Genomic DNA, 25,469 nt, shown 5'->3' with positions numbered 1-25,469 from the left:
CAGGGCCAGGTCGAGTCCTGTGGTCGGGTTTCCCCTACCACCGGGCCCCGGTGGTGACGCGCTCTTGCCGCGCCGCCCGGGATGCCGAAGCATGGCCGCCATGACGGATCAGGTGGAGTACGAAGCGGAGCCGCAGGGGGCGATCGTCAACCGGCTGCTCCAGGGGCAGGGGACGCGCCGGGACGCGGAGGCGGCGGGCCGAAACTTCGAGCGCTGGCTGCGGGAGGACTGGGAGGGCCGCTCGCCGCTGGCGGTCGAGTGCTGCGCCGAGGCGCTGGAGGCGGCCTGGGGGGACGGCTGGCCGGGGCTGCCGGAGCGCGACCGCGCCCAGCACGTCTGGCTGTTCGGCTTCCTCTGTCCGATCCGGGAGGCGCTGGAGGCGGAGGCGGCGGGCTACGTCGAGGTGGTGCGGGGCAGCGGCGGGGCGCAGGCAGTGGCGCGGCGGGTCCGGCTGGTGCGCGGCCTCCCGGAGTGACCGGGCGCGAACTGACGTTCGGTGGCCGTGTGATGACGGACAGTGCCCGATTGCCCGGTAGGCTGGCCGGGTGGTGAGGTCGTGGGATGCGGCGCTGGAGCGGGCGCAGGAGCGGCTGGCGGCGGGGCCGCGGCTGCGCGAGGCGGAGGACGAACGGCGGTTCGCCCGATGGGACTTGGCGTCCCTGGTGGAGGGCGAGCTCGGCGAGGCGGTGGACCCGGACGGGCTGGCGCCGCCGGTCGAGCGGGCCTGGCGCGAGCGGCTGGGGGAGAGCGGCCGGGAGTGGCCGGGCGGTGAGTTGTACCGCCGCCGCTACTGGGTGCTGGACGCGGACGGCGAGGTCGCGGGCACCGTCGCCGTGGACAACTGGACCCAGGGGCGCGGCCAACTCGCCCTCTCCTCCCTCTACCTGAGGCCCGGCGCGCGCGGCGCGGGCCTGGCCGCCGGCGCACTGGACGCGGTGTACGCGGCCGCCGCCGCCGAGGGCCTGCCCGGGTTCCGGCTGGAGGCGCACTGGAGCTGGCAGTCGTCCGTCCGCTACTACCTGCGCCGGGGTCTGTGGGTGGTCGGCTGGAAGCGCGCGCTGTCCTTCGCCCGGATGCCCCAACTCCCGCCCTACCGCGTGCGGGAGGAGCACGGGCGGCTGCTCCTGCTGGTCGAGGATCCGCGGCGCGGCTGGGTGCCGATACTGGCCGCCGGTGCGGAGGGCGGCCGGCTGCGGCTGGACGAGACCGCCGACTACCGCGGCGCGGACGGCTGGGTGCACGGCTATGCCCGTTCGACGCTCGCCCTCCACCTGGCGCTGGCCGGGCGGCCGTTGGTGCGCGGGCCGCAGTGGTGGGCGGAGGCGTGGCGCTGGGCGGACCTCGGCGAGCCGGAGGGGCTGGCGTACAAGATCGAGCACTTCGAGCGGCTGGCCCGGGAGGCCGGCCGCCCGGTGGCGAGCCCGTACCGGCCGGTGCCGGCCCAGCCGCCGGCCGTGGCCCCGCGGCAGGCGGCCCCGCAGCAGGCCTCGGCTTCGCGGCTGGCAGACTCGACGGATGGCTGAGATCGAGATCGACGGCGCTTCCGCCGACCCGGCGCGGCTGGCCGCCCTGGGGCTGCTCAACTACGGGCACTTCACCACCCTGCGCGTCGAGGCGGGCGGGGTGCGGGGCCTGGCGCTGCACCTGGACCGGCTGGAGCGGGACTGCCGCACGCTGTTCGCCGCCGAGCTGGACCGGGCGGCGGTCCGCGACCGGATCCGCGCCGTGCTGCCCGCGGACGGCGCGCCGGTGATCGTTCGGGTCACCGTGTACGACCCGGCGCTCGGCCTGGAGCGCCCCTCCGCCCCGGCCGCGCCCGTGCTGCTGGTCACCACCCGCCCGGCGCCGATCGCCGAGCCGGGCCCGCTGCGGGTGCGCACGGTCGCGTACCGGCGGGAGCTGCCGGAGGTGAAGCACACCGGCCTGTTCGGCCTCGTCCACCACCGGCGGCAGGCCCAACTCGCCGGGTTCGACGACGTGTTGCTCACCGAGGCGGACGGCCTGGTGGTCGAGGGCGCCACCTGGAACGTCGGCTTCCTGGTCGACGGCCGGCTGGTCTGGCCGGAGGGGCCGAGCCTGCCCGGCGTCACCGCGGCGCTCCTGGCCCGCGCGTACCGCGGCCCGCAGGACCGCCGGCCGGTGCGGCTGGGCGAGCTGAGCGAACTGGGCGACGTGCAGGCGGCGTTCGCCGTCAACGCGGGCGCCGGCCTGCGCCCGCTCGCCGCCGTCGACAGTGCCGCCCTCGACGTCGCGCACCCGCTGCTCGCCGAACTTCGCGCCGCCTACCGGGAGGTGGCCGCCGAGCCGGTGTAGCGGCCGCGGTCCAGCCCGGCCCCGCGTCGCCCCGCCCCGCGTCGCCCCGCCCCGCCCGCGGCCTTCACTCGAACGAGGGAGGGCCGCGGGCGAGGGCGAACACGTACGGGCGCCACGTCACTCCAACGGCTCTTCGATCAGCTGAAACTGACGCACACTCAGCTACGCTCACGCCCGCTCACCCCCACCCCGCCGAGAGCCGGAGCGTAGCCCGCATGACCCTCAGTTCCCCCGCCGCCGCACCCCGCCGGCCGCTGATCCTGCTGCGCGCCGCCGCCACCGCCGTCGCCCTGCTGGCGCTGCTCCAGGTCGAGCTGGCCGGCAGCTTCCTCAACGGCACCTTCGAGGCCCTCGCGGCGCACGAGAGCACGGCGATGCTGCTCGCCACCGCCGTCCTGGTCCAGCTGGTGGCGGCCGTCCTGGTGCGATGGCCCGGCCGGGGTCCGCTCCGACCGCTGGGGGCCGCCGCCGGGCTGCTCGCCGCCGTCGTCGGCCAGATCGGCGCCGGCTACGGGCAGGCGGTCGGCGTGCACGTCGTGCTCGGCACACTGCTGGTCAGCGGCGTGCTGTTCGCGCTGGTCGACGCCTGGCGGCTGCCGCTGCCCGCCCGGACCGGCCGCCCGGCGGAAGACCACGAGGGCGAGGGCGAAGGCGAAGGCGACGGCGGCGGACGGCTGCCGCGCCCCGGCGGGCCGCTGGAGGTGGCCCAGTGAACCGCCGCCGGTTCCTCGGGATCGGTGCTTCCGTCCTCGGCGCGGGCGCCCTGGCCACGCTCGCCGTCCCCTCCGCCGCGCTGCTGCTCACCGAGGGCCGGCCCGGCCGGCTGCTCGACAGCGACCTCGACCGGCCGGACGCCTTCCGGGTGCCGCTGCCGCTGCCGCCCGTCCTCAAACCGGTGCGCAGTGACGCCGGTTCGGACTACTACGAGATCACCCAGCGGGTCGCGAAGCTGGAGATCCTGCCCGGGGTCGGCACCGAGGCGTGGACGTACGGGGGCACCTTCCCCGGGCCGACCATCGTGGCCCGCTCCGGGCGGGCGGTCGTCGTCAAGCACCGCAACGAGCTGCCGGTGCCGTCCGTCGTCCACCTGCACGGCGGGCACACCCCGGCCGACAGCGACGGCTACCCGACCGACCTGCTGCTGCCGGTCGGCTCGACCGCGGCCGACCACTCGACGGCGGCGGACGCGGCGGGCACCGCGGGCACGGGCGGCATGGCAGGCATGCCCGGAATGGAAGGCATGCCCGGGACGGCGCACGCGGCCGGCCGCAGCCTCGTCGGCGAGCGCACCCACACCTACCCGGGCCGCCAGCGCGCCGCCACCCTCTGGTACCACGACCACCGGATGGGCTTCACCGGCCCCGGCGTCTGGCGCGGCCTGGCCGGCTTCCACCTCGTCCACGACGACGAGGAGGACGCCCTCCCGCTGCCGCGCGGCGAGCGCGACCTGCCGCTGATGATCACCGACCGCTCGTTCGCCGCGGACGGCTCCTTCCACTACCCGGCCGCCGACCCCGCCCTCGCCCGGCCCGGCGTCGACAGCGGCTACCTCAACGGCGTCCTCGGCGACGTCATCCTGGTCAACGGCGCGCCCTGGCCCCGGCACGACGTCGACCGCGCCCACTACCGGCTGCGCCTGCTCAACGCCTCCAACGCCCGCCTCTACCGGCTCGAACTCGACCCGCAGCCGGACGGCGGCGACGCCTTCGTCCAGATCGGCTCGGACGGCGGTCTGCTCGCCGCGCCGATCGGCCACGACGCGCTGGAGATCGCCCCCGCCGAACGCTTCGACGTCGTCGTCGACTTCTCCCGCTACGCTCCCGGTACCCGGGTGCGGCTGCTCAACGACTTCGGCAGCGACCGCACGGCCGAGGTGATGTGCTTCGACGTCTCCGCCCGCCCGGTCGCCGACGACCCCCGGGTGCCCGACACGCTCTCCACCGTCCCGGCCCTCGACCCCGCCGCCGTCACCGTCACCCGCGACTTCGCCTTCCGCCGCACCCGCGGCGACGGCTGGACCATCAACGGCGACCCGTACCAGCCCGGCCGCGACATCGCCGCGCCCGCGCTCGGCGCCACCGAGCTGTGGCGCTTCACCAGCGACCTGCACCACCCGGTGCACCTCCACCTCGACCAGTTCCAGGTGCTCCGCCGCAACGGCAGGGACCCGGGGCCGTACGACGCCGGCTGGAAGGACACCGTCGACCTGCGCCCGGCCGAGGCCGTCGAGGTGCTGGTGCGCTTCACCGACTACCCGGGGACGTACATGCTGCACTGCCACAACCTGGAGCACGAGGACATGGCGATGATGGCGGACTTCACCGTGACCTAGGCCCGTCCGGGACACGGCGCCGCCTCACCCGAACGGCCGAGCGCCGCAGGGGGCGGGCCGCGCCGGGCGCTACGTTCGGCGGGAGGCGTCACAGTACGAGCACACGGACGGAGCCGCGCCATGACCACCCCCGCCGAACGCCGCCGGCACGGCCGCGCCGCCCGCGAGCGGGTCTCCCGCTCGGCGCACGGCCGGTGGATCCCCGCCGCCGACCGGCCCGACCCGCTCGCGGTGCTCGTCCGGCAGGGCGAGGACCGGGTCAAGCGGCTGCTGCCGATCCGGTACGGGCGGATGGCCGACACCCCGTTCACGTACCTGCGCGGCGCCGCCGCCGTGATGGCCGCCGACCTCGGAGCCGTCCCCGATACCGGGCTCACCGTCCAACTCTGCGGCGACGCCCACCTGTTGAACTTCGGCGTGTACGCCTCCCCGGAGCGGTCGCTGCTCTTCGACGTCAACGACTTCGACGAGACCTACCCCGGCCCCTTCGAGTGGGACGTCAAACGGCTGGCCGCCAGCGTCGCCGTCGCCGCCCGGGACACCGGGCAGGCCGGCGACCGCCCCCGCCGCGCGGCCCTCGCCGCCGCCCACGGCTACGCCGCCGCCATGCGCCGGCTCGCCGGGCTCGGCGAACTCGACGTCTGGTACGAGCGGATCGACACCGCCGACCTGCTCCCGCTGCTGCGCAAGCCCCGGCGGCGCGAGCGGGTCGAGGCCGAGCTCACCCGGGCCCGGCGGCGCACCAGCCTGCAGGCCTTCGACAAGCTCACCGAGGAACGCGACGGGCGGCGGCGGATCATCAGCGCGCCGCCGCTGATCGAGCCGCTGAAGAAGACCGAACTGCAGGGCCTCGGCCAGGTGTACAGCGACTACCGGGCCACCCTCGCCGAGGACCGCCGGGTCCTGCTCGACCGCTACCGCTTCGTCGACGCGGCGATGAAGGTGGTCGGCGTCGGCAGCGTCGGCACCCGCTGCCACATCGTCCTGCTGGAGGGCCGCGACGCCCGCGACCCGCTGTTCCTGCAGCTCAAGGAGGCCGGCCGGTCCGTCCTGGAGGACCACCTGCCGCCCACCCGGGTCGACGCCGAGGTCGCCGCCCACTGGGGCGGCCGCCGGGTCGTCACCGGGCAGCGGCTGATGCAGGCCGCCAGCGACATCTTCCTCGGCTGGACCACCGGCCCCGCCGGGCGCCACTTCTACGGCCGCCAACTCCGGGACATGAAGGGCTCGGTGGACGTCGCCACGATGACCCCCGCCGGCCTGCGCGGCTACGCCGACCTGTGCGGCCGCACCCTCGCCCGCGCCCACGCCCGCACCGGCGACCGCCTCGCCATCGCCGGCTACCTCGGCAGCGCCGACACCTTCGCCGAGGCGATCGCCGACTTCGCCGTCCGCTACGCCGACCGGACGGTGCTGGACCACGAGGAGCTGACCGACGCCATCGCGGACGGCCGGATCACGGCGACGCGGGGCGTGTGAGGCCGGGGCGCCGCCCGGTCCGGCGCTGGTAGGACCAGGCGGCGGCGCCCAGGGCGAGGCCGAACGGGCCCATGCCCGCGTAGGCGATGGAGAAGGCGAAGGGTGAGAAGCCGTCGGTGGCCGGGTGGGAGAGGCCGAGCAGCGCGAGCACCCCGTTGACCGGGGCGAGGACGCCGAACACCGGCGCCAGCACGGCGGCGGTCGGCCAGGCCGGGGCCAGCGGGAGCCACCGGGGGACGGGCCGGCCGGCCAGCAGCGGCACCCAGCGCGGGAAGACCAGGCCCCACGGGCGGACCAGCCCCAGCAGCAGGAAGACGCCCAGCGCGGCCAGCGCGACCGTGACGTCCACCCCGTGCCGGTACAGCCACAGGGCCGCGCCGTTCACCGGGTCCAGGTCCTTGCCGCGGGTGTTGGCCTCCATCTTCTCCCGCAGGGTGGCGTACCCGGCCGGGAGGCCCCAGGAGCCGCCGAGCGCCCAGTACTGCTTCATCGCGGCGTACGGGACCAGCGCCAGGGCGCCGAGGTGGGCGGCCCGGCGGATCCGCGGCGACGGGTCGACGGGCCTGCGGTTCGCTTCCTTCTTCATGGCCCCGAGCCTGCCCGCCGGGCCGAACCGCCGCCTCCGTCGCGGGGCTTCACCCGTTCCCTCGGCGAGGGGAGCCGGGCCGGCCCGCCGCTCCGCCCGCCGGTCGAGGCCCGGCCGCACCGCCTCCCCCGCGAGCGGGTGGGGGCGGGCGGCGACCGGCGCGGTTTTCCGATTCCCCGCAGGGAACGGCGGCCGGCCGGCCCGCCCGGGTGGACGTGGGGCGTGGACTTCCCCCGGGCGCTGCGCGAGCGCAACGCGCTGCTGCCGGCGGCCGGTTGCGCGGGAGTGCCGTCAGCCGCGGGCCCGCAGGCCGTCCAGGACGAGGCGGAACAGGTGGTCGCGGCGCTCGGCCAGGGTGGGGGCCTGGTCGGCGATCCAGCCCAGGGCGTTGGCGAGGGCGAAGAGGTCGACGGGGGTGACGTCCGGGCGGATCAGCCCGTCGCGCTGGGCGGCGGCGAGCAGGCGGCCGCCGGCGGTGCGCATCCGGTCGCAGCTCGCGTGCAGGGCGGAGTCGGGGTCGTGGAGGGCGGCGAGCAGGGTGGCGGGGAGGCCGTGGAAGGCGGCGGCGCCGAGGGTGAACTCGTGCAGCCAGTCGGTGAGGGCCTGCTCGGGCGGGGCGGTGGCGGCGAGGCGGTCGGCCCGTTCGGCGAGGTCCTCGAAGCGGCGGCCGAGCAGGGCCTCCAACAGGTCCTCCCGGGTGGGGAAATGCCGGTAGAGGGTGCCGAGGCCGACCTCGGCGCGGCGGGCGACGTCGCGCAGCGAGGCCTGGGTGCCCTGCTCGGCGACCAGGGTGGAGGCCGCGGCCAGGATGCGGTCGCGGTTGTGCCGGGCGTCGGGGCGGATGGCGCGGGGCTCGGTCGGCATCGGGTGGGTCCTCGTCGGTCTTCGGCCGGCTGGCACCGGTCTTCGTCGCTTCGTCGTTGACAGGCGGAGCGGTGTTCCGGTTGAGTTTCCCCCCGGAACGGAGCAGTGCTCCGGATTCTAGTCGGTGGTCGACCTATGCGATCAGGGGAGTGGCATGGCAGCGGCGCACAAGACCATGGGGGCGGTTCGGCTGCACGCCTTCGGCGGGCCCGAGGTGCTGGTGTACGAGGAGGTGGCCCGGCCCGAGCCGGGGCCGGGCGAGGTGCTGGTGCGGGTCCACGCGGCCGGTGTCAACCCGGCCGACTGGTTCGGCCGGCGCGGCTTCGACAACATCCCGCCGGAGCTGCGGCCCGACCGGAAGCCGCCGGTCGTCCTGGGCAGCGACATCTCCGGCGTGGTGACGGAACTCGGCGCGGGCGTGGCCGACTGGCAGGTCGGCGACGAGGTGTTCGCCCTGGTCAACTTCCCCGGCTCGGGGAACGGTTACGCCGAGTACGCGGTGGTCCGCACCGCCGACCTCGCCCGCAAGCCGGCGGGCCTCGGGCACGTCGAGGCGGCCGCCGTGCCGATGGCCGCGCTGACGGCCTATCAGTTCCTGTACCGGCAGGTGGAGTACGCGGGCGGCGGCACGGCCGTGGTGGTCGGCGCGGCCGGTGGCGTCGGCCACGTCGCCGTCCAGCTCCTCAAGGCCGCCGGGGCGAAGGAGGTGGTCGCGGTCGCCTCCGGGCGGCACGAGGAGTTCCTGCGTGGTCTCGGCGCCGACCGCTTCGTCGACTACACCCGCACCCCGGTCGCCGAGGCCGTCCGTGACGCCGAGCTGATCGTCGACACGGTCGGCGGCCCCGAGGCCCACCGCCTGCTGCCCGCGGTGCGGCGCGGCGGCCAGATCGTCCCGGTGTACCTCGGCGACTACCGCCCGGCGGAGGCCGCCGCGCTCGGCGTCACCGTGCTGCTCGGCCGCTGGATGGTCCGCTCCAGCGGCGCGGACCTCGCCGAGGTGGCCGAGCTGCTGACCGCGGGCCGCCTGCGGGTGGCCGTCGACAGCGTCTACCCGCTCAAGGACGCCGCGGCCGCGCACCGCCGGGCGGCGGAGGGCCACCTCCAGGGCAAGATCGTCCTGCGCGTCGTCGAGTAGCAGCGGGCTCGGCGGGGAGTGGGGGGCCGGACCGGCCGACTTCCCACCGGCTCCCTCTCCGTGCGGCCCGGCTGACCCGCCCCGCCCCGCCGCCCGACCGGGGCGGCGGGGCGGGGCGGTCAGGGGACGAGGACGGTGAGCGCCGCGGGGGCGATCGCCACGTCCACCGGGAGGTGGGCGATGAACTCGCCGTCCGCGTAGGCCGTGATGCCCGGTGACTCGATCCGCAGCGAGTGCGTCCGCAGGGTGGTGACCTCCGGGTAGGCGGTGTGGGCGCCCTTGAAGACGGTGGGGAAGAAGCGGGCGATCCGGAGCCGGGGCATCGCGTCGACGAGGGTGACGTCGAGCAGGCCGTCGTCCGGGAGGGCGGTGGGGCACATCAGCATGCCGCCGCCGTAGCTGCGGGTGTTGCCGATCGCGGCGAGGGTGAGGGCGCGGTCGACGACCGTCCCGTCGGCCAGGGTGATCCGGAACGGCAGGGCCCGCAGGTTGGCGAACTCGGCGAGGATGGCGAGGTTGTAGCGCATCCGGCCGCGCGGCCAGCGCAGCCGGTTGGCGCGGTCGCTGACCAGCGAGTCGAAGCCGGTGGCGAGGACGGAGCCGAAGTACCGCACGGCGCCGTCCGGGCCGGTGATCCGGCCGAGGTCGACGGTGCGGGTGCGGCCGGCGGCGATGACGTCGGCGGCGGCCTCGGGGTCGCCGAGCGGCAGCCCGTACTCGCGGGCCTGGTCGTTGCCGGTGCCGGCGGGGATGACGCCGAGCGGGACGCCGGTGCCGGCGAGGGCCTGCAGGGCGAGGTTGATCATGCCGTCGCCGCCGACCACGGCGACGGCGTCGACGCCGTCCGCGACGGCCTCGCGGGCCAGCCGGGTGGCGTCCTCGGCGTCGCGCCCGGCGCGCGGGCGGACGTCGGCGCCGAGGGCGCGCAGCCGGGCGACGGCCCGGTCGGCGGCCGGGCCGGCGTGCCCGACCCCGGCCGCCGGGTTGCTGATGACGGTGACCCGGCGGGCCACTCTCGGGCCCGCCGTCACGGGATCAGCTTGCCCGGGTTGAGGATGCCGGCCGGGTCGAGCTCGGCCTTGACGGCGCGCAGGATGCGCACGCCGAGGTCGCCGATCTCGTCGGTCATCCACGGCCGGTGGTCGGCGCCGACCGCGTGGTGGTGGGTGATGGTGCCGCCGGCGGCGAGGATGGCGTCCCCGGCGGCGCGCTTGGCGACGGCCCAGCGGTCCAGCGGCTCGTCGCCGAGGGCGGCGACGACGGTGAAGTAGAGCGAGGCGCCGGTCGGGTAGACGTGCGAGATGTGGCAGAGCACGAGGGCGCCGGGCAGGGCGCCGGTGAGCGCCTCGGTGACGGCGGCCCGCAGCCCCGGCAGCCGGCTCCAGCTGGTGGCCGTCTCCAGGGTCTCGCACAGGGCCCCCGCGTCGAGCAGGGAGTCGCGCAGGTAGGGGGCGTTGAAGCGGCCGTGCTCCCAGGCGCGGGCCGGGGCCTCGCCGAGCGAGGTGCCGCCGGCGGCGAGCAGGACCGCCCGGGTCGCCTCGGCCCGGGCGGCGACCTGGTCGGCGCCGCCCTCGAAGACGGTGACGGCGAGGCAGCCGCTGACGGCGGGGGCGCCGCCGATCTGCTCGGTCATGGCGAGGTTGACCATGGTCTCGGCCTCGTCGGAGAGCCGGATGACGGTCGGTCCGGTGCCCTGCTGCTCGACGGCCCGCAGCGCGGCGCTGCCGGTGGCGAAGTCGGGGAAGCTCCAGGCCTCGTGGACCTTGGCGGCGGGCAGCGGGTGGACCCGCAGGCGGACGGCGGTGATGACGCCGAGGGTGCCTTCGGAGCCGAGGAACAGCTGGCGCAGGTCGGGCCCGGCGGCGGAGGCGGGGGCGCGCCCGAGGTCGAGCGTGCCGGCGGGGGTGACGACGCGCAGGCCGCGCACCATGTCGTCGAAGCGCCCGTAGCCGGCGGAGTCCTGGCCGGAGGAGCGGGTGGCGGCGAAACCGCCGATGGTGCCGTAGCGGAAGCTCTGCGGGTAGTGGCCGAGTTCCCAGCCGCGTTCGGCGAGCAGGGCTTCGGCGGCGGGGCCGGTGAGGCCGGCGCCGAGGACGGCCTCGGCGGAGGTCTCGTCCAGGTCGTGCAGGGCGTCGAGGCGGCGCAGGTCGAGGGAGACGACCGCCTGGAACGGGCCGCGCTCGGGGTCGAGGCCGCCGACGACGCTGGTGCCGCCGCCGAACGGGACGACGGCGATGCGGCGCTCGGCGCACAGGGCGAGGACGGCGGCGATCTCGTCCTCGTCGCCGGGCAGCACGACGGCGTCGGGCGCGTCCTGCGGGTCGCGGCTGCGGCGGCGCAGCAGGTCGGGGGTGGACTTGCCGCCGGCGCGGGGGAGGCGGTCGGCGTCGGCGGCGCTGACGTGCGCCTCGCCGACGAGGGCGGCGAGCGCCTTGAGGTCGTCGGCCCCGATCCGGGACGGGTGCAGCCGGACCTCGTCGAGGGCGGGCCCGGGCGTGGCGTCGCCGGTGATGCCGAGGGCGGCGGCGAGCAGCCCCTTGACGTCGGGGGGCAGCTCCTTGGCGAGGGCCGGGTCGCCCCAGGCGTCCCACTTCATCGGGGGGAGCGGCAGCGCGGCGTCGGCCGGGTGCCCTTGCGTCTCAGGTGCCATGCGTTACAGTTTCACACATCATGTCAAGTAGTAACGTCGAGCCCGGGAGCCCGGGACCACAGCCGCGCAGCACCGACGACGCCATCCTGGACGCCGCCGCCGAGCTGGTCGTCCATCTCGGCGTCCGCAGAACCCAGTTGGCGGAGATCGCGCGCCGCGCCGGGGTCAGCCGGCCGACCGTCTACCGGCGCTGGCCGGACGTCGGCGCGGTCATCGGCGCCCTGCTCACCCGGGAGATCCTCGCCACCCTGGAGGGCGTCGAGCTGGCCGTCCACGACCGCGAGGCCTTCGTCGATCGCGTCGTCGAGGTCGCCGTCCGGCTGCGCGACCACCCGGTGCTCGGCGTGCTCCTGCGCTCCGACGACTCCGACCTGCTGCTGCGGTACGTCGTCGAACGGCTCGGCACCAGCCAGCGCGGCCTCCTGGAGGCGCTGCGCACCGGCATCGAGCAGGGCCAGGCCCACGGCTCGGTCCGGGCCGGCGAGCCGATCGAACTCGCCGCCATGGTCCTGCTGATCGCCCAGTCCACCGTCCAGTCCCACCGCATGGTCGCCTCCCTGCTCCCGGAGGCCGCCTGGCGGCGCGAACTGGCCAGAGCACTGAACGGATACCTCGCGCCATGATGCCCATCGACCACCAGTACACCGGCACCTCCCGCCTCAACGCCGAACGGCGCACGCTCGACCTCCAGGCCCTCGGCGACGACCCGCACGTCGACCTGCTCGTCATCGGCGGCGGCATCACCGGCGTCGGCGCCGCCCTCGACGGCGCCTCGCGCGGCCTGCGCACCGTCCTCGTCGAATCCCACGACCTCGCCTTCGGGACGAGCCGCTGGAGCTCCAAGCTCGTCCACGGCGGCCTGCGCTACCTCGCCACCGGCCGGATCGGCGTGGCCTGGGAGAGCGCGGTCGAGCGCGGCATCCTGATGACCCGCACCGCCCCGCACCTCACCCGGGCCATGCCCCAGGTCGTGCCGCTGCTGCCCGGGCTGCAGCGCCCCGGCCAGGGCCTGCTCATCCGGGCCGGCTTCCACGCGGGCGACGTGCTGCGCCGCAGCGCCGGCACCCCGGGCGCCGTCCTGCCGCGGGTGCGCCGGGTCGGCGCGGCCCGCACCCGGCAGCTGGTGCCGGGCGTGCGCGGCGCCGGCCTGCGCGGCGCCTACGTCGCGCACGACGGCCAACTCGTCGACGACGTACGGCTGGTGGTCGCCCTGGCGCGCACCGCCGCGCAGTACGGCGCCCGGGTGCTCACCCGGGTGCGGGCCGAGGCCGTCACCGGCACCTCGGCGCAGCTGGTCGACACCCTCACCGGGCAGGAACTCACCGTCACCGCGGGCGCCGTCGTCAACGCCACCGGCGTGTGGGCCGACGAGGTCGACGACTCGATCCGCCTGCGCCCCAGCCGCGGCACCCACCTGCTGGTCGACGCCGCGCTCCTCGGCCACCCCACCGGCGCGCTCACCGTGCCCGTGCCCGGCTCCATCAGCCGCTTCGTCTTCGCGCTGCCGCAGCAGCTCGGCCGCGTGGCCATCGGGCTCACCGACGAGGACGCCCCCGGGCCGATCCCGGACGTGCCGCAGCCCTCCGACACCGAGATCGCCTTCATCCTCGACACCATCAACAACGGCCTCGCCACCGAGATCACCAAGGACGACCTGCTCGGCGCCTACGCCGGGCTGCGCCCGCTGATCGACAGCGGCGACGGCAACACGGCGGACATCTCCCGCGAGCACGCGGTGCTGGAATCCCCGTCCGGCGTGGTCACCGTGATCGGCGGCAAGCTCACCACCTACCGGCGGATGGCCCAGGACGCGGTCGACACCGCCGTCCGGCTGCGCGGCCTGCCCGCCCGCGCCTGCTGGACCGACCGGCTGCCGCTGGTCGGCGCCCCCGCCCACCGGGACAGCCGCCCGCTGCCGGTCGGGCCGGTGCCGGCCTCGCTGCTGTACCGCTACGCCGGGATCTCCCAGGACGTCGCGGAGGCGGGGGAGTTGACGCCGATCGTGGACGGCATGGACGTCACGCGCGCCGAGATCGCGTACGCGGTCAGCCACGAGGGCGCGCTGGACGTGGCGGACGTGCTCGACCGGCGGACCCGGATCGGCCTGGTCGCCGCGGACGCCGACCGGGCGCGGCCGGCGGTCGAGGAGCTGGTGGCGCAGTGCCTGGGGCTGCAGCGCAGCTGAGCCGGGCGGGCGGGCTGCCATCCGCCCCCGGACGTGTCGCTGCCCGCCGACCGGACGTCGGCGGGCAGCGGCGCAGTCCTCAGCGCGCGGTGCGCTCCGGCATCGGGTGGTCGCCGCCCGCCAGTGCCAGCACGCAGGCGAGCGGGTGCTCGGCCGCGCCCGTCCGGTCCAGCCGGACGGCGAGCGGCACCGGTGGCTCCTCGGCCAGCTGCGCGGCCAGGGTCAGCGGGTAGACGCCGTGGCCGTGCACGCGGTGGAAGGCGCACTCCTTGCCGTCCACCAGCAGCTCGGTCTCGGTGATCCAGCCGGAACGGACGTTGACGGTGACGGAGTGGCCGCCCTCGTCGAGGTGGAAGCTGTACCGCCTGCGCATCGGGACCTCCGTCGACGGTGCCTGCAGCGGGAGGGGATCAACCGCCAGTCTAGGTCTGCCGCCGCTCCCCGGCGCAGTGATCGGCGGTTCCCTCCGGCGGCCCTGAGAAATCCCCGGGGCGGAGCCCGCCTGCAGGCGGATTCTCGTGATCTCTACAGTGTTGTAGATTCGTCCGCAGGGAGAGATCCGAGGAGGGCATTGTGGGAGTTTCGCTGGCCAAGGGCGGCAACGTCTCGCTGAGCAAGGAGGCGCCGGGGCTGAGCGCCGTGATCGTGGGTCTCGGCTGGGACGTGCGCACCACCACCGGGGCCGACTACGACCTGGACGCCAGTGCGCTGCTGTGCAACGCGCTCGGCAAGGTGGTCTCGGACCAGCACTTCGTCTTCTTCAACAACCTGCGCAGCCCCGAGGGTTCGGTCGAGCACAGCGGCGACAACCTGACCGGTGGCGGCGACGGCGACGACGAGCAGATCAAGGTCGACCTCGCCCGGGTGCCGGCCGACGTCGCCAAGGTGGTCTTCCCGGTGTCGATCTACGACGCCGACGCCCGGCTGCAGAACTTCGGGCAGGTCCGCAACGCGTTCATCCGGGTCGTGAACCAGGCCAACGGCCAGGAGATCGCCCGCTACGACCTCAGCGAGGACGCCTCGACCGAGACCGCGATGGTCTTCGGCGAGCTGTACCGCAACGGTGCCGAGTGGAAGTTCCGCGCCATCGGCCAGGGCTACGCCTCGGGCCTGCGCGGCATCGCCACCGACTACGGCGTGAACGTCTGATCCCGGTCTGACCGCAGGCCTTCGGCAGCCCCGGCCCCCAGTGCTCTGGAGGCCGGGGCTTCGCTGTGCCGATCCCCACTATGCAACTTGTTGCATAGGGCCGGAGCCGTCCCCTACCCTGCGGTAACAACCGCCACCAGCCGCCGCCCCACCAGGAGACGTCGATGAGCCCCGAGCCAGGCACCGCCCCCGGCGCCAGCCGCTACCCGCACCTGCTCAGCCCGCTCGACCTCGGCTTCACCACCCTGCCCAACCGGGTGGTCATGGGCTCGATGCACGTCGGCCTGGAGGAGGCCCCCGGCGGCTACGACCGGATGGCCGCCTTCTACGCCGAGCGCGCCCGCGGCGGCGTCGGCCTGATCGTCACCGGCGGCATCGCCCCCAACGAGGCCGGCCGCCCCTGGGACGGCGGCGCGATGCTCACCACCGAGGAGGAGGCCGAGAAGCACCGCGTCGTCACCGACGCCGTGCACGCCGCCGGCGGGAAGATCGCCCTGCAGATCCTGCACTTCGGCCGCTACGCCTACCACCCGAACCTGGTCGCCCCCAGCGCGCTGCAGGCGCCGATCAGCCCGTTCGTCCCCAACGAACTCACCGCCGAGCAGGTCGAGCAGACCGTCGAGGACTTCGCCCGCTGCGCCGAACTCGCCCGCCGGGCCGGCTACGACGGCGTCGAGATCATGGGCTCCGAGGGCTACCTGATCAACGAGTTCATCGTCGCCGCGACCAACCGCCGCGAGGACGAGTGGGGCGGCCCGTACGAGCGCCGGATGCGCTTCCCGGTCGAGATCGTCCGCCGGGTCCGCGAGCGGGTCGGCGAGGACTTCATCATCGTCTACCGCCTCTCCATGCTCGACCTGGTGCCCGGCGGCTCCACCTTCGACGAGGTGGTGCAGCTCGCCCAGGCCGTCGAGGCCGCCGGCGCGACGATCATCAACACCGGCATCGGCTGGCACGAGGCCCGCATCCCCACCATCGCCACGTCCGTCCCGCGCGGCGCCTTCGCCTGGGTGACGAAGAAGGTGATGGGCAAGGTCGGCATCCCGCTGGTCACCACCAACCGCATCAACACCCCCGAGATCGGGGAGCAGTTGCTCGCGGACGGCTGCGCCGACCTGGTCTCGATGGCCCGCCCGCTGCTCGCCGACGCCGACTTCGTCGCCAAGGCGAGCGAAGGCCGCGCCGACTCCATCAACACCTGCATCGGCTGCAACCAGGCCTGCCTGGACCACACCTTCAGCCTCCAGATCACCTCCTGCCTGGTCAACCCGCGCGCCTGCCACGAGACCGAACTCGTGCTCGCGCCCACCAAGTTGCGCAAGCGCGTCGGCGTGGTCGGGGCCGGCCCGGCGGGGCTCGCGTTCGCCGTCTCAGCCGCCGAGCGCGGCCACGACGTGACGCTGTTCGACGCCGCCGAGGAGGTCGGCGGGCAGCTGAACATCGCCCGGCGCATCCCCGGCAAGGAGGAGTTCGGCGAGACGCTGCGCTACTACCGCACCCGGCTGGCCGAGTTGGCCGTCACGCTGCGGCTCGGCGCCGTCGTCACCGCGGAGCAGCTGGCCGCCGAGGGCTTCGACGAGGTCGTCGTCGCCACCGGCGTCACCCCGCGCACTCCCACCGACATCCCCGGCGTCGACCACCCCAAGGTGCTCGGCTACCTCGACGTGCTGCGCGACGGCGCGCCGGTCGGCGAGCGGGTCGCGATCCTCGGCGCGGGCGGCATCGGCTTCGACGTCGCCGAGTTCCTCACCGACCAGGGCGACGAGGCCAGCCTCAACCCGCCGGTGTTCCAGGCGAAGTGGGGCATCGACGCGGAGTACCGCGAGCGCGGCGGCCTGCGCGCCCCCGAGCGGCCGCGGCCGCCGCGCCAGGTCCACCTGCTGCAGCGCAAGACCAGCAAGGTCGGTGCCGGGCTGGGCAAGACCACCGGCTGGATCCACCGCACCGAGCTCAAGCACCGCGGCGTCACCATGGTCGCGGGCGCGAGCTACGACCTGATCGACGACGCCGGGCTGCACGTCACCGTGGACGGCGAACGGCAGCTGCTGCCCGTCGACACCGTGGTGCTGTGCACCGGCCAGGAGCCGCGCCGGGACCTGTACGAGGCGCTGGGCGCGCTCGGCGTGACCGCGCACCTGATCGGCGGCGCGGACGTGGCCGCCGAACTGGACGCCAAGCGGGCCATCAAGCAGGGCACCGAGCTGGCCGCGGCGATCTGACGGCGCACCGCCGCGGGGATCGTCCCAGATGCTCTGACCTGGGGTGATCCCCGCGAGCGCGCCGTGCCCGGACCCCGGTGGGACACTGGTGAACTGTCCCTGTCCGCACTCTCGACCGGGGGTCGGCATGTCTCGACCGAGGCCTCTCCACGCCCTCAGCGCCGCAGCGCTCGCCGCGGCCGTCGTCCTGGGCCCGGCGCACCTCGCGGGCGCCGCGCCCCTGCAGGTACTGCCGTCCGCCGACCAGCTGAAGGCGGCCCTGCTCACCGCGAACGACCTCGGCCCGCAGTCCGGCTACACCGAGGTGCCGAACACCGAGAGCCCCACCCCGGGCGAGAGCCCCACCCCGGTCAGCGGCTGCGACGCGCTCAGTGCCCTGCTCAACTCGCATGCCGGGCAACCCGACCCGTCCGTCCCGCACGCCGAGGTCGAACTCGACGGCCAGGGCGGCAACCCGATGGTGACCGAGTCCCTGACGGCCGAGGACAACGACAAGATCACCACCGACTTCGCCAAGGCCGTCGACGCCTTCAAGACCTGCCACACCCTCACCTTCGACGCCGGCACGCCCGACGCGGTGACCTTCAACGTCACGCCGATCACCCTCGGCGACCGCCCGGACGCTCCCGCCGTCCGCCTCGACGGGTCGGTCGGCGGGGTCCAGCTCAACGCCTACGTCGGCATCGAGCGCTTCGGCACGGTCGGCATGGCCTTCGGCTACTTCCAGCGCGACGACACCTCCTCGCAGACGGCGTCGATGCAGTACCGCACCGCCGTCGCCAAGGTCGAACGCACCCTCGGCACGACGGCCGGCAGCACCACCCCGCCCACGGCGGTGGCCACGGCGGGCATGGCGGTCTGAGGCCCGTACGGGCCCCGGGGCCGACGTTCGCCTCCGGAGCCCTCGGTGCGGCGACCGTGTACGCATAGCCTTTGGTGCGTCGGCACCCGTGCTGCATGATCACCTTCGGCGGCGAACCGGTCGCCGTCGAAGGGGGGCAGTACGGTGATCCGGACGGATCGGCGAGGGGCGGCGCCGCGGCTGGTGCTCGCCGCGGCGGGGGTGGCCCTGGCGGTGTCGGGCTGCGGTGGCAGTGGCGGCCGAGCGGCGCCCGAGGCGGCGAAGCCGGCGAAGGCGCAGGTGGGGCACGACACCGCGACCGTGACGAAGCTGTTCCCGGAGCTGGGGGAGTTCTCGGAGACGACCTGGGTGAGCCGGCCGCTCGGCGTGGGGACCGACCCGAACGCACGGCCGGGGGTGCCCGGGCCGACCGACGTCGAGTTCGACGGCGTGGTCACGCTGCCGCCGGTCACCCTGGTCGGGCTGATGATGAGCGCCGAATGGCAGGAGCGGCCCATCGGGTGCGCCGTGCCGGCGGAGCTGAAGGACGAGATCGGCGGCCCGGACGGCTGGCTGCACGCGGACGCGTTCGACACCGCGGTGACGCACGGCCGCTACACCGGCAGCTTCTACCTCAACCGCGCCAGGAGCCGGGCCTTCTTCTGCACGGTGAACCCGAAGGAACTGCCGGGTGTGGGCACCCTCACCCCCTCCATCGGCTGACCGGCCGGCCCGCCGACCGCGGGCCGGCCCTCAGGCCGTCCCGAAGGGGTTGTCGATCACGTACCGCCACCGCCCGTTGGTCGGCTGCCCGGTGCGGGCCTCGTACCGACTGACGCCTGCCGGCGAGGCGGCAGCCGAGGCAGTCGGCGTGGCCGTGGCGCCCGGCCGGGTCGGGGGTGCGCCAGTGGCGGAGGTGGGGCGGGCGCGGGCCGGTGGGTTTGCCGTGGCCGGCGAGGTGGAGCAGCCAGCCGGCGATGCCGCCGAGGGCGGTGAGCGCGCCGCCGGCCCAGAGTCCGGCCGCCGAGCCGAGGACGAGGGCGCCGCCGGCGACGGCGAAGCCGAGGATGGCGATGACGGACCCGGTCCAGCCCGCGACGGTGTGCCCCATGTCGTGGTCGCCGTGTGTGCTCATGGCTGCTCCCGTGGTGTGAGATGGGGAGGTGGAGGTCAGCGGTCCGGTCGTCCCGACCAGACCATTTATCTCGCGAGATAAGTTACTTAGATGCTAAGGAGATCCTGGGTGAAGGGCAAGCCGCGCCCCCGGGCCACGCCCGAACAGGCGCTGTACGCGATGGACCGCATGATCGCGCTCGCCCAGTTCGGGCAGCAGGACATCGCCGCCCGGCTCGGGCTCAACGTCACCGACCTCACCTGCCTCGGCTTCGTCATCGAGGCCGCGCTCGCCGGGGAGCCGCTGGCCGCCGGCGACCTCGCCGAACGGGCCCAGCTCACCACCGGCGCCGTCACCGGCGTGCTCAACCGTCTGGAGAAGGCCGGCTACGCCCGCCGCGAGGCCGACCCGGGCGACCGGCGGCGGGTGCGCGTCGTGATGGCCGAGGACGCGCAGCAGCGGATCCTCCAGGTGTACGGCCCGTTCTACGAGCGGATCGGCGCCCTGTTCGCCGACTACGCGCCGGAAGAGATCGCGGTGATCGCCGACTGGTTCACCCGGGCCCGGGTGGTGCTCGACGAGTCCCTGGAGGAGATCAGGGCCGCCTCGTCGTGAGCGGTCGCACGGGAAGTCGACGGGGTCGACTTCCCGCGCGGCACCGGCGAAGCCGGGCGGTCAAGCCGAGTTGACGCGCCGTCGGCTCCCGGCGCGTGGCTGACACCGCTCCCCGCCCGCCTCGGGCATGCTGGGCCCGCTGATCACCTACGAACCAGTGGAGCGAGCATGTCGAACATCCCCGCCGACCGGCGGTACGCCGAGTCGCACGAGTGGGCGCAGCTGCAGCCGGACGGCACGGTGGCGATCGGCCTCAGCGACCACGCCCAGAAGGCGCTCGGCGACGTGGTGTTCGTCGAGTCGCCGAAGACCGGCAAGGTCTTCGAGGCCGGGGAGCCGGTGGGCATCGTCGAGTCGGTCAAGGCTGCGTCGGACATCTACACCCCGGTCGGCGGCGAGGTGGTCGCCGTGAACGAGGAGCTGGAGGGCGAGCCGGAGCTCATCAACAGCGAGCCCTACGAGGCCTGGATCTTCAAGCTCAAGCCGTCGAAGAAGGCCGAGCTCGACAAGCTCCTCGACGCCGTTGGCTACCAGGCGGTCCTCGACCAGTGAGCCGCCGCGCAGGAAGTCGGCCCCGCCGACTTCCTGCGCTCCCGCGCCGGCGCCGACCTCGGCCTCAGTGCCCGGGAAGCGCCGCCCCCGAGCCCCGGGGCTCCTGTGTCTCCAGCGATGCGACGTACACCGCGAGCGTGCGTCCGGCGGCCAGGAAGGGCTCGGCGGAGCGCAGCCCGCGGGCGAGGAGGAACGCCCCTTCGAGCGCGGTGAGCAGGGCGAGGGCGACGTCGTGGGCGTGCGTCTCGGACAGCCCGCGGCCGACGAAGTACCGGGTGCCCTCCTCGATCCAGCCCCCCATCACCTCCGCCGCGACCTCGCGCAGTTCCGGCTCGGTGTCGGCGATCTCGGCCGTGACGGTGCCGACCGGGCACATGTTGGCCCAGCCGGTGTTCGCCATGTCCTCGGCCGCCGCGGCGAACGACGCCTCGATCGCGACCGCGAGATCGGCGTGCGCGTCGAGCAGGAGCGGCAGCAGCTGGATGTAGGCGGCCCCGGTCTGCCGCAGTGCCGCCGCCGCGACCTCGCGCTTCCCGCCCTTGAAGTGGTGGTAGATCGACCCGGTGGGCGCGCCGGCGGCACGGGCGAGCTGGTTGATGCCCGTGGCGCCGTATCCCTGGGTGCGCAGCAGTTCCGCCATCGCCAGCGCGATTCGCTCGTCAGTCTTCACGCCTTCCATGGTCCCATGCTAGAACGGTCACTCTAGAGAGACCGTTCTAGTGGAGGTTGCCGTGCGCGAAGTCGAACTCCCGGCCGGTGTCGTCGAATACGACGTGGCGGGCTCCGGGCCGCCCGTCGTCCTGCTCCACGGACTCCTGATGGACCACACCGTGTGGGACCGGGTCCTGCCCTTACTGCCCCCGGGCTTCAGCTACCTGCGGCCCGTCCTGCCCCTCGGCTCCCACCGGCGCCCCATGCGGCCCGACGCCGACCTCACGCTGCGCGGACAGATCCGGCTCGTCGCCGACTTCCTCGACGCCCTCGACCTCGAAGCCGTCACCCTCGTGCACGCCGACTGGGGCGGCTCGCTCTTCCTCACCGCCCACGGACTCGACCGGCGCGTCGCCCGACAGGTGATCCTCCCCTGCGAGGCCTTCGACAACTTCCCGCCCGGGCTCCCCGGCAAGATGCTGACCGTCACCACCCGGCTGCCCGGCGGCGTGCGGTTCGTCGCCCACAACCTCCGCATCCGCCCGCTGCGCCGGCTCCCGATGGTCTACGGGCAGATGACCAGGCGCCCCGTCCCGGACGACATGATCCGCCGCTGGACGACACCCGTCCTCGGCGACCCGCGCATCCGCCGCGACCTGCTCGCCTACTGCCACGGCCCGGTCGACAGGCGCCGACTGATCCGCGACACCGAGGCCCTGCGCCACTTCACCGGCCCGGCCCTCGTCCTCTGGTCGCCCGACAACCGCGTCATGCCCCCCGAACACGGCCACCAGCTCGCCCGGTTGCTCCCGGCCGGCCGCTACGCCGCCGTCCCCGGCGCGTACGTCCTGTCGATGCTGGACGAGCCCGAAACCGTCGCCCACGAGATCGGCGCCTTCCTCACCGGCGCCGGTTAGCTCCGCAGGAGGTCGGTGAGGCCGGTGAGGTCCTCGGTGGGGGAGGCGGTGGCCAGGCGGCGTTGCATCAGGTGGAAGAAGGGGGTGAGGAGTTCGGGGCTGACGCCCTGCTCCTCGGCGGTGCCGAGGAGGGTGTGGCGGCCGGCGGCCTGCATGGCGAGGTTGGAGACGACGCCGGTGGTGTAGTCGCCGGATTCCAGGCGCCGGGCGGTGTCGGGGACGGAGGCGGTCATCGCGGTGAGCCAGCCGGTGAGGAGGGGGGCCAGGTCGGTGGGGGCGACGGTGTCGCCGCGGACGAGGGCGAAGGCGTGGGTGACGCCGGCGAACATGCCGTACATGGCGCTGAGCAGGGCCACGTCGTGCAGGGCCGCGTGGCCGGCGTCCGGGCCGACGTAGCGGGTGTCGGCGGGGGCGGCGAGGGTGCCGCGGTGCTCCTCGAAGAGGGCGGCCGAGCCGCTGTAGAAGACGTACGGGCCGGCGGCCGGGACGCCGATCATCGGGGGGACGGCCATGATGCCGCCGTCCAGGTAGCGGGCGCCGCGCGCGGTGGCCCAGGTGGCGCGGGCCCGGGCCTGGGCGGGGGTGCTGGTGACCAGGTTGACCACGTCCTTGCCGGTCAGGTCGGCGTCGGCCAGGGCCTCGTCGACGGAGGCGTCGTCCAGCAGGCAGACGACCACCAGCCGGTTCGCCGCGACGGCCGCGGCGGCGGTGGCGGCGACGACGGCGCCCTCGGCGGCGAGGGGTTCGGCGCGGGCGGCGGTGCGGTTCCAGACGGTGAGCGGGTGCCCGGCGGCGAGCCAGGCGTGGGCGAGGGCGGTGCCCATGGCGCCGAGGCCGAGCAGGGTGACAGCGGTCTTCGGGGACGTCCCCACGGGGTTCTGGGTCATGGGAATCAGCCTCCGCGACCGGCCGTGGATGATCAAGAACGCACTTTCCGGTGGGGTGCTCACCCGGTAGTGCGCAGCGCACCACGCGCCCGACCCGTCCCGGGCGGCTTTCATTTCGTGCCCGCAGCAGCGCAACCGCCGCCGCACCCGCGGCGCTCTACTGGTGGCACGCCGGGCCCCGCAGTGCCCCGGCGCAGAGGGGGCGATGAAGTGGACGACCGGGCCAGAGAGTTCGACCGGATGATGAATCCGTGGGCCTACGACGCGGACGGCAACCTGACCGCGCAGGCCCGGGCCCAGGAGGAGGCCCGGGGCGCGGCGCCCGCCCGTACCCGGCTCAACTCGGCGCAGGGGCCGAGCGGAGGGGGCGCCGGCTTCAGCGCCGACACGGTCGCGCTGACCACCGCCGCGAACAACGCCGACCAGCTCCACGGCCGGCTGACCACGGACGGGCGCGGCGCCGACGAGGCGACCGGCAAGGTCGCCACCGCGCTGGCGAACTGGGCCACCGGCAAGGCGGCGAAGACCGCGGCCGCCACCTGGGACCAGTGCGTCGACGCGCTCGCGAAGACCATCGGCGAGACCACCCAGGCCCTGCGCGGCAGTTCCACCACCTACGAGCAGCACGAGACCCACGTGCGGCGCAACATGACGGTCTGAGAGGGGGCACGGACATGGTGGACTTCCACGATCTCAGCACCGCCGACCTCGGTGTCCTGGACACCGCCGCGACCGCCTGGACCACCGTCGCGCAGAAGCTCAAGTCCCTGGACGGCGACTGGACGGGCACGGTGACCGGCAAGGTCGACTCCGCCTGCTGGAACGGCCCCGCGGCCGCCCTCGCGAGAGCCGGGCTGAAACGCGTCAACGACCAGCTGACCGACGCCGTCACCGAGGCGAACGCGCTCGCCTCGGTCTTCAAGGAGGCGGCGAAGGACATCGGGGCGGCCAGGTCCAAGCTGGACAAGGCCGTCGCGGACGCCCGCGCCGCGAAGCTGACGGTCAGCGACAGCGGCGTCGTCGGCTGGCCGCCCGCGGACACCGCCACCCGGCACGACCCGGACCTGCACCTGCTCTACCAGCAGGAGTGGGGCGCCAAGGCCGACGCCGCCCGCGCGGCCATGGACGCCGCCGTCGCCGAGGCCACCGCCGCCGACGAGCGGATGGCCGGCGCGCTGAACTCCGACGCGGCCACCGGCACGGACCACGCGTTCAACGGCCGGGCGATCGGCGGCCCCGAGGCGGACGGCGCCCGCGCCGCGGCCCTCATGCAGAAGGGCGGGGACATCAGTGACCCCGAACTCACCGAACTGAACGCCCTGTTGGCGCTGAACTCGGCCGATCCGACGTTCAGTACCAGGTTCTACCAGGACCTCACCCCGGACGGCCTGGTCAAGTCCTGGTACTCCATGGTCGGCGACCCGGTGCACGTCAGCAGGACGGGCGACGCCCGCTGGGCCGCCTACAAGGAGCTGCAGAAGAACCTCGGCCTCGGCCTGGCCGCCGCCACCCACTCGGACCGGCAGCCGCACCTGTCCGACGACTGGGCCGCACAGCTGCGCCGGGCCGGCGCCGCACCGGCGTGGTACGGGTCGGGCAAGCCGCACGGCCCGGCCCCGGTGTACCTCGGCTACCAGCTGATCGCCCCCATCCTGGAGACGGGCGACTACGACCCGCACTTCCTCACCCCGATCGCCGAGCACATCACGCAGATGGACGCCCACCAGCACGACGGGCACTGGCCGGCGCCGATCCCGGACGGGCTGAGCCACGGCCTGAGCCTGCTCGGCGACCCCAAGGACGGCGCCGGCTACCAGCCGACCACGGCGGTCCTGACCGCACTCGCGCACAGCCCCGCGGCGGCCACCGAGTTCTTCACCCACCCGGCGACGGCCTACAACGTCGCCGACGGCACCGTCGCCGGCGGCCAGGCCAAGCCGGCCGACTACCTCGACTACTACGTCCACGACAAGGACTGGAGGTCGGACACCCTCGACAAGGACGCCTGGGGCCACCCGAGCAAGGCGGGCCCGGCCGCGCTCGGCCAGGCCCTGGAGGCGGCCACCTCCGGCCACGCCCCCGGGCGGCCGGAGGCCCTGACGGCGGACGGCCGGCCGGTCGGGCACGACGCCGCCCAGTCGGGCCTGCTGAAGCGGGTGGTGGACACCTTCGGGACGAGCCACGGCGACGGCGGGGTGCTGGAGGACCTCAAGGGCGACGGCAAGCTCTCCTCGATGCGGCCGAGCCTGGGCCAGATGACCGCCGACTACATCGGTGACGTCCAGCGGTCGGTGGCCGGGGATCCGAACCTGCCCGTCAAGGGCGCGCCGGCCGGGCTGAACGCGTCCCACACGCTCAGGTTCCTGGACGCCCTCGGGCGCGATCCGGACTCGTACGCCGTGGTCGCCAACGCCAACCAGGCGTACAGCACCGCCCTCATCCAGGGCCACGTGGCGGGCGGCGGCGCGGCCGACTGGCAGATGAGCGAGGACGTCAACCACGCCGCCCGCTCCGGCGGGGTGGTCAGCGGTGTCCTCGGCGAGGCCCGGATCGACCAGGTGCACAACCAGCACGCCGCCTCCGACCAGGCGTACAACGACGCGGTGGAGCGCAACGGCGGCCTGGTCAAGGACGTCTTCCACAGCACCCTGGGCCTGATCCCGGAGAAGGTGCCGCTGGCCGACAAGCTGCCGGGCCTGGCCGACTCGATCACCGACATGGTGGTCAAGGCCAACAAGATCGACACCACCGAGGTCGGCCGCGACCAGGGCGGCGACGACTACGCCCAGTCCAGGGGCGGTGCGATGGGCGGCGCCCGGCAGGCCGTCATCGACGTCGGCGCCGCCGCCGGCCTCGGCCCGGACAAGGTCCAAAGCCTCGCCAACGGCGCGGCGGACGCCGCGAGCGGCGGCTTCACGGACGGCCTCGCGGGCGACCACGCCGTCATCTCCAAGGGCAGCGACCAGTGAGCCCGCCCGGG

At 74.8% G+C, this 25,469-nt stretch carries 26 protein-coding genes; 18 read left to right on the top strand and 8 right to left on the bottom strand.

What is annotated here, in order from left to right:
- Nucleotides 1-100: 100 nt before the first annotated feature.
- The 6 genes from ACPC54_RS07035 to ACPC54_RS07010 all read left to right on the top strand — a co-directional run bounded on the left by ACPC54_RS07035 (nucleotide 101) and on the right by ACPC54_RS07010 (nucleotide 6,124).
- Nucleotides 101-475, top strand: a complete 375-nt coding sequence (locus ACPC54_RS07035; protein ID WP_498962048.1) for a hypothetical protein — start codon at nucleotides 101-103, stop codon at nucleotides 473-475.
- A gap of 70 nt (nucleotides 476-545) precedes the next feature.
- Entirely contained in the window at nucleotides 546-1,523 is a 978-nt protein-coding gene (locus tag ACPC54_RS07030) for a GNAT family N-acetyltransferase (RefSeq protein ID WP_498962046.1), read from the top strand.
- Nucleotides 1,516-2,313 (top strand): aminotransferase class IV, encoded by a 798-nt coding sequence (locus ACPC54_RS07025; RefSeq protein ID WP_498962044.1) that lies wholly within the window; start codon nucleotides 1,516-1,518, stop codon nucleotides 2,311-2,313. Before ACPC54_RS07030 ends, ACPC54_RS07025 begins: the two co-directional genes overlap by 8 nt.
- Nucleotides 2,314-2,528: 215 nt before the next feature.
- A complete protein-coding gene (locus ACPC54_RS07020; RefSeq protein ID WP_498962042.1) occupies nucleotides 2,529-3,026 on the top strand; it encodes a hypothetical protein in 498 nt (165 codons plus the stop codon).
- Nucleotides 3,023-4,645, top strand: coding sequence for a multicopper oxidase family protein (locus tag ACPC54_RS07015; RefSeq protein ID WP_498962040.1), 1,623 nt, complete (start codon nucleotides 3,023-3,025; stop codon nucleotides 4,643-4,645). The genes ACPC54_RS07020 and ACPC54_RS07015 overlap by 4 nt, the downstream gene beginning before the upstream one ends.
- Nucleotides 4,646-4,765: 120 nt before the next feature.
- Nucleotides 4,766-6,124: a DUF2252 domain-containing protein gene (locus tag ACPC54_RS07010; protein ID WP_498962038.1), complete on the top strand. Its 1,359-nt coding sequence runs from the start codon at nucleotides 4,766-4,768 to the stop codon at nucleotides 6,122-6,124.
- On the opposite strand, the gene ACPC54_RS07005 is transcribed toward ACPC54_RS07010, so the two are convergent.
- The gene (locus ACPC54_RS07005) at nucleotides 6,102-6,710 is read right to left on the bottom strand and encodes a hypothetical protein (RefSeq protein WP_498962036.1); all 609 of its coding nucleotides are present in this window, start codon (nucleotides 6,708-6,710) and stop codon (nucleotides 6,102-6,104) included. The two genes, ACPC54_RS07010 and ACPC54_RS07005, sit on opposite strands and share 23 nt — an antisense overlap.
- A 291-nt stretch (nucleotides 6,711-7,001) precedes the next feature.
- On the bottom strand, nucleotides 7,002-7,574 hold the full coding sequence (locus ACPC54_RS07000; protein ID WP_498962034.1) for a TetR/AcrR family transcriptional regulator: 573 nt from the start codon (nucleotides 7,572-7,574) through the stop codon (nucleotides 7,002-7,004).
- A gap of 154 nt (nucleotides 7,575-7,728) precedes the next feature.
- Between ACPC54_RS07000 and ACPC54_RS06995 the strand changes: the two genes are divergently transcribed.
- Nucleotides 7,729-8,709 (top strand): NADP-dependent oxidoreductase, encoded by a 981-nt coding sequence (locus ACPC54_RS06995; protein WP_498962032.1) that lies wholly within the window; start codon nucleotides 7,729-7,731, stop codon nucleotides 8,707-8,709.
- 119 nt (nucleotides 8,710-8,828) lie between these two features.
- On the opposite strand, the gene ACPC54_RS06990 is transcribed toward ACPC54_RS06995, so the two are convergent.
- The gene (locus tag ACPC54_RS06990; RefSeq protein WP_498962030.1) at nucleotides 8,829-9,740 is read right to left on the bottom strand and encodes a diacylglycerol kinase; all 912 of its coding nucleotides are present in this window, start codon (nucleotides 9,738-9,740) and stop codon (nucleotides 8,829-8,831) included.
- Nucleotides 9,737-11,359, bottom strand: coding sequence for an FAD-binding oxidoreductase (locus tag ACPC54_RS06985; RefSeq protein WP_498962028.1), 1,623 nt, complete (start codon nucleotides 11,357-11,359; stop codon nucleotides 9,737-9,739). Before ACPC54_RS06985 ends, ACPC54_RS06990 begins: the two co-directional genes overlap by 4 nt.
- Nucleotides 11,360-11,379: 20 nt before the next feature.
- On the opposite strand from ACPC54_RS06985, the gene ACPC54_RS06980 reads away from it, so the two are divergent.
- Nucleotides 11,380-11,982 carry a TetR/AcrR family transcriptional regulator gene (locus ACPC54_RS06980; protein WP_498962026.1) on the top strand — a complete coding sequence of 201 codons (603 nt, stop codon included), beginning with the start codon at nucleotides 11,380-11,382 and terminating at the stop codon, nucleotides 11,980-11,982.
- Complete coding sequence (locus ACPC54_RS06975; protein ID WP_498962024.1) at nucleotides 11,979-13,544, top strand: glycerol-3-phosphate dehydrogenase/oxidase; 1,566 nt, start codon at nucleotides 11,979-11,981, stop codon at nucleotides 13,542-13,544. The genes ACPC54_RS06980 and ACPC54_RS06975 overlap by 4 nt, the downstream gene beginning before the upstream one ends.
- Before the next feature lie 79 nt (nucleotides 13,545-13,623).
- On the opposite strand, the gene ACPC54_RS06970 is transcribed toward ACPC54_RS06975, so the two are convergent.
- Nucleotides 13,624-13,917, bottom strand: a complete 294-nt coding sequence (locus tag ACPC54_RS06970; protein ID WP_498962021.1) for a hypothetical protein — start codon at nucleotides 13,915-13,917, stop codon at nucleotides 13,624-13,626.
- 200 nt (nucleotides 13,918-14,117) lie between these two features.
- Here ACPC54_RS06970 and ACPC54_RS06965 point away from each other — a divergent pair, with 200 nt between their 5' ends.
- The 4 genes from ACPC54_RS06965 (at nucleotide 14,118) to ACPC54_RS06950 (ending at nucleotide 18,476) form a co-directional block, all read left to right on the top strand.
- The gene (locus ACPC54_RS06965) at nucleotides 14,118-14,693 is read left to right on the top strand and encodes a TerD family protein (RefSeq protein WP_045709215.1); all 576 of its coding nucleotides are present in this window, start codon (nucleotides 14,118-14,120) and stop codon (nucleotides 14,691-14,693) included.
- A gap of 164 nt (nucleotides 14,694-14,857) precedes the next feature.
- Complete coding sequence (locus tag ACPC54_RS06960) at nucleotides 14,858-16,912, top strand: oxidoreductase (protein ID WP_498962018.1); 2,055 nt, start codon at nucleotides 14,858-14,860, stop codon at nucleotides 16,910-16,912.
- Nucleotides 16,913-17,039: 127 nt separating this feature from the next.
- Nucleotides 17,040-17,774 carry a hypothetical protein gene (locus ACPC54_RS06955; protein ID WP_498962016.1) on the top strand — a complete coding sequence of 245 codons (735 nt, stop codon included), beginning with the start codon at nucleotides 17,040-17,042 and terminating at the stop codon, nucleotides 17,772-17,774.
- A gap of 144 nt (nucleotides 17,775-17,918) precedes the next feature.
- Nucleotides 17,919-18,476: a hypothetical protein gene (locus ACPC54_RS06950; protein WP_498962014.1), complete on the top strand. Its 558-nt coding sequence runs from the start codon at nucleotides 17,919-17,921 to the stop codon at nucleotides 18,474-18,476.
- Here the strand turns inward: ACPC54_RS06950 and ACPC54_RS06945 are convergent.
- Nucleotides 18,457-18,888 (bottom strand): HGxxPAAW family protein, encoded by a 432-nt coding sequence (locus ACPC54_RS06945; protein WP_498962012.1) that lies wholly within the window; start codon nucleotides 18,886-18,888, stop codon nucleotides 18,457-18,459. The genes ACPC54_RS06950 and ACPC54_RS06945 overlap by 20 nt on opposite strands.
- Nucleotides 18,889-18,996: 108 nt before the next feature.
- Between ACPC54_RS06945 and ACPC54_RS06940 the strand changes: the two genes are divergently transcribed.
- Nucleotides 18,997-19,482, top strand: coding sequence for a MarR family transcriptional regulator (locus ACPC54_RS06940; protein WP_498962011.1), 486 nt, complete (start codon nucleotides 18,997-18,999; stop codon nucleotides 19,480-19,482).
- Between the two features lie 168 nt (nucleotides 19,483-19,650).
- The gene (gene gcvH, locus ACPC54_RS06935; RefSeq protein ID WP_498962009.1) at nucleotides 19,651-20,034 is read left to right on the top strand and encodes a glycine cleavage system protein GcvH; all 384 of its coding nucleotides are present in this window, start codon (nucleotides 19,651-19,653) and stop codon (nucleotides 20,032-20,034) included.
- A 64-nt stretch (nucleotides 20,035-20,098) separates the two neighbouring features.
- Here gcvH and ACPC54_RS06930 read toward each other — a convergent pair whose 3' ends face one another.
- Nucleotides 20,099-20,713 (bottom strand): TetR/AcrR family transcriptional regulator, encoded by a 615-nt coding sequence (locus tag ACPC54_RS06930; RefSeq protein WP_498962007.1) that lies wholly within the window; start codon nucleotides 20,711-20,713, stop codon nucleotides 20,099-20,101.
- A gap of 52 nt (nucleotides 20,714-20,765) precedes the next feature.
- Here ACPC54_RS06930 and ACPC54_RS06925 point away from each other — a divergent pair, with 52 nt between their 5' ends.
- Nucleotides 20,766-21,602: an alpha/beta fold hydrolase gene (locus ACPC54_RS06925; RefSeq protein WP_498962005.1), complete on the top strand. Its 837-nt coding sequence runs from the start codon at nucleotides 20,766-20,768 to the stop codon at nucleotides 21,600-21,602.
- Here ACPC54_RS06925 and ACPC54_RS06920 read toward each other — a convergent pair.
- Entirely contained in the window at nucleotides 21,599-22,489 is an 891-nt protein-coding gene (locus ACPC54_RS06920) for an imine reductase family protein (RefSeq protein ID WP_498962003.1), read from the bottom strand. The two genes, ACPC54_RS06925 and ACPC54_RS06920, sit on opposite strands and share 4 nt — an antisense overlap.
- A 240-nt stretch (nucleotides 22,490-22,729) precedes the next feature.
- Between ACPC54_RS06920 and ACPC54_RS06915 the strand changes: the two genes are divergently transcribed.
- On the top strand, nucleotides 22,730-23,149 hold the full coding sequence (locus tag ACPC54_RS06915; protein WP_498962001.1) for a hypothetical protein: 420 nt from the start codon (nucleotides 22,730-22,732) through the stop codon (nucleotides 23,147-23,149).
- Between the two features lie 14 nt (nucleotides 23,150-23,163).
- On the top strand, nucleotides 23,164-25,458 hold the full coding sequence (locus ACPC54_RS06910) for a hypothetical protein (RefSeq protein WP_498961999.1): 2,295 nt from the start codon (nucleotides 23,164-23,166) through the stop codon (nucleotides 25,456-25,458).
- Nucleotides 25,459-25,469 lie beyond the last annotated feature (11 nt).

The organism is Kitasatospora sp. NPDC094028 (assembly GCF_049543595.1).
Taxonomy (GTDB): domain Bacteria; phylum Actinomycetota; class Actinomycetes; order Streptomycetales; family Streptomycetaceae; genus Kitasatospora.
This window is presented reverse-complemented; position numbering and strand designations above follow the sequence as displayed.